Origin of the sequence: Mucilaginibacter rubeus (assembly GCF_014643835.1) — a bacterium.
GTDB classification, from domain to species: domain Bacteria; phylum Bacteroidota; class Bacteroidia; order Sphingobacteriales; family Sphingobacteriaceae; genus Mucilaginibacter; species Mucilaginibacter rubeus.
In genome coordinates this window covers 1-1,913 of record NZ_BMKD01000019.1, presented here as the reverse complement: position 1 = coordinate 1,913, position 1,913 = coordinate 1, and the positions used below count along the sequence as shown (strand labels likewise).

General features: G+C 43.3%; 2 protein-coding genes. Both read right to left on the bottom strand.

All coding sequences use genetic code 11. The features are described from left to right. Positions 1-60: 60 nt before the first annotated feature. On the bottom strand, positions 61-1,527 hold the full coding sequence (locus IEX80_RS27705; RefSeq protein ID WP_188834829.1) for a FlmE/OhkG family radical SAM/SPASM peptide maturase: 1,467 nt from the start codon (positions 1,525-1,527) through the stop codon (positions 61-63). 80 nt (positions 1,528-1,607) lie between these two features. Further along, positions 1,608-1,790, bottom strand: coding sequence for a FlmA family RiPP peptide (flmA, locus tag IEX80_RS27700; protein WP_188834828.1), 183 nt, complete (start codon positions 1,788-1,790; stop codon positions 1,608-1,610). Positions 1,791-1,913 lie beyond the last annotated feature (123 nt).

Sequence of the window (1,913 nt, the reverse complement as noted above, 5' to 3'; positions counted from 1 at the left end):
CTTCCTGCGATGTAAGTGTATTTTCCATATCAATTGATTTGCTGGGTGGCCCCGAACGGGTTATTTATTAGAATGCCCTGTGTTAACTTTATTTGTATGGCCGGGAAAGATGATCAGGTCAGGTCTGCTGTCCATCAATAGATATTGATATTTCAGGCTATCTTCCGTTTTCGTTTTCCAGGGTGTACAGTCCGGCATGCCCTCTTTCAATGCCTGGTGGGAACACGATAACTTATCACATACCGGCAAATATTTGCATGAACTACAGATCTCGTTCAACTGCGAACGGTCATAATCCATATACGGCTGATGAGATTCTATTTTAAAACCCTGCGATACATGACTGATCGCTTCCTTTCCCTCATGGATCGTTTCCCAGCATTTATGGATATTACCATCCGGATCTACAACAAGGCTGTACGGTGATACCCACGTAGCACACTCATCCTGTATTTCCGGAAGTACCCATTTCAAACGCGCTTGCTCCCGCTGGTTTTGAGAGGCCCAGCGGTTATAACGGTTTACCAGGTTAAGCCTGAATGACTGCTGAAAATCAAAAAAGTCGCCTACGCTAAACCTTGCGCTCAGATCCGACTCATTAGCCTCTTCATACGTCCGTAACCAGGCCGTACTGAAAGAGATCTGGTTTGAACGCATTGGCCACAATCCAAATACATGAAAATCCTGGAATAGTTCATCTATCGAGTCCGCTATCTCACGGTCTGTATTGATCCGTACCGTAACATGCATCCCCGAAGGCATCAAACATAAGTTTTCCAGGATCTGGAAATAGTTCTTCTTCTCATTGTTCCGACCCTTTAGCGGACGGCTTTTATCATGTGTTTTTTGAGGGCCATCTATCGTGATCTGCACATTTTTTACATCACACTTCTTTAACAGTTCCCAATTATCAGAGGTAAGCAGGATACCATTCGTGATAATATTCGCCGAATAGCTCATACCGTGTTTTGCGCAAAGCTCCTGCAGCATTGGCGTTAGCCTGGATATCGCATTCTTATTGATCAGCGGTTCTCCCCCGTACCACGTAACATTCAGGGAATGCCATCTTTTTACAGGTGACTGCTCTACCATATCATTAATATAAGTAATGATCGCCCGAAGGTTCTCGATATCATTTAATGACTTATTCGGCTTCACAAACTCAAAACAATAAGGGCAACCCATATTGCACATAATGGTTGTTCCAACCGTCAGGTTGATACTCCCGTCATCCTTATCATACAACAGCTCCTTCTTCTTCGAATAAAACTTATTGTACTCTTCCCGTTCATTTAAATCGCTCCTTACAAAAAAGCCTTTGTCGTAAAGGTACCCCAACAGCTCCTCCTGACCACTTAACTCACTATCCCCAGGGCGTAATGACGTTTGACCGACACTTTCAAGATAGGCCCCCTGCTCCCAGGTTAAAACCTCAAGGCCTCCGCTGATCAAATTATAGATCAGGTACTCAGACTTCTCTGCTACCGGGACTATAACATTGTAAAAACTATATTTGATATCCTTCATCTTCTGTAACGTCTATATTTAAACCAACCATCTAAAGAGCCGGTCGAAACACTAATGCCGACCGGCCTTTGAATTACAAATTAGAACAGCAAGCTGTCTTCGTCTGATTCGATCGCAGCGTTTACCCCCCTGCAATCTGTTCCGCTTCCGAATTCCCTGCAGAAAGCTTCAACTGCCTGGGTGTTCGAATACACGTCTTCAACTTTACGAGGTTTGATCAATTCTTTGATCTGCTCGTTTGACACTGATTGTTGATTGTTCATCCTTTTTTTGATTTAAATTATTGATTAATAAACTGTTAAAAAAAGCAAACTAAAACCCCTCCTGAGTGGTGAAGCGGTTTAGATGGTACACCTATAGCTCCTTAAGCAAAGATTCGCTTCCCT

Excerpts from the sequence above, each read along its gene's own strand:
- IEX80_RS27705 (WP_188834829.1), bottom strand. The coding sequence starts at position 1,527 with ATGAAGGATATCAAATATAGTTTTTACAATGTTATAGTCCCGGTAGCA.
- flmA (WP_188834828.1), bottom strand. The coding sequence starts at position 1,790 with ATGAACAATCAACAATCAGTGTCAAACGAGCAGATCAAAGAATTGATC.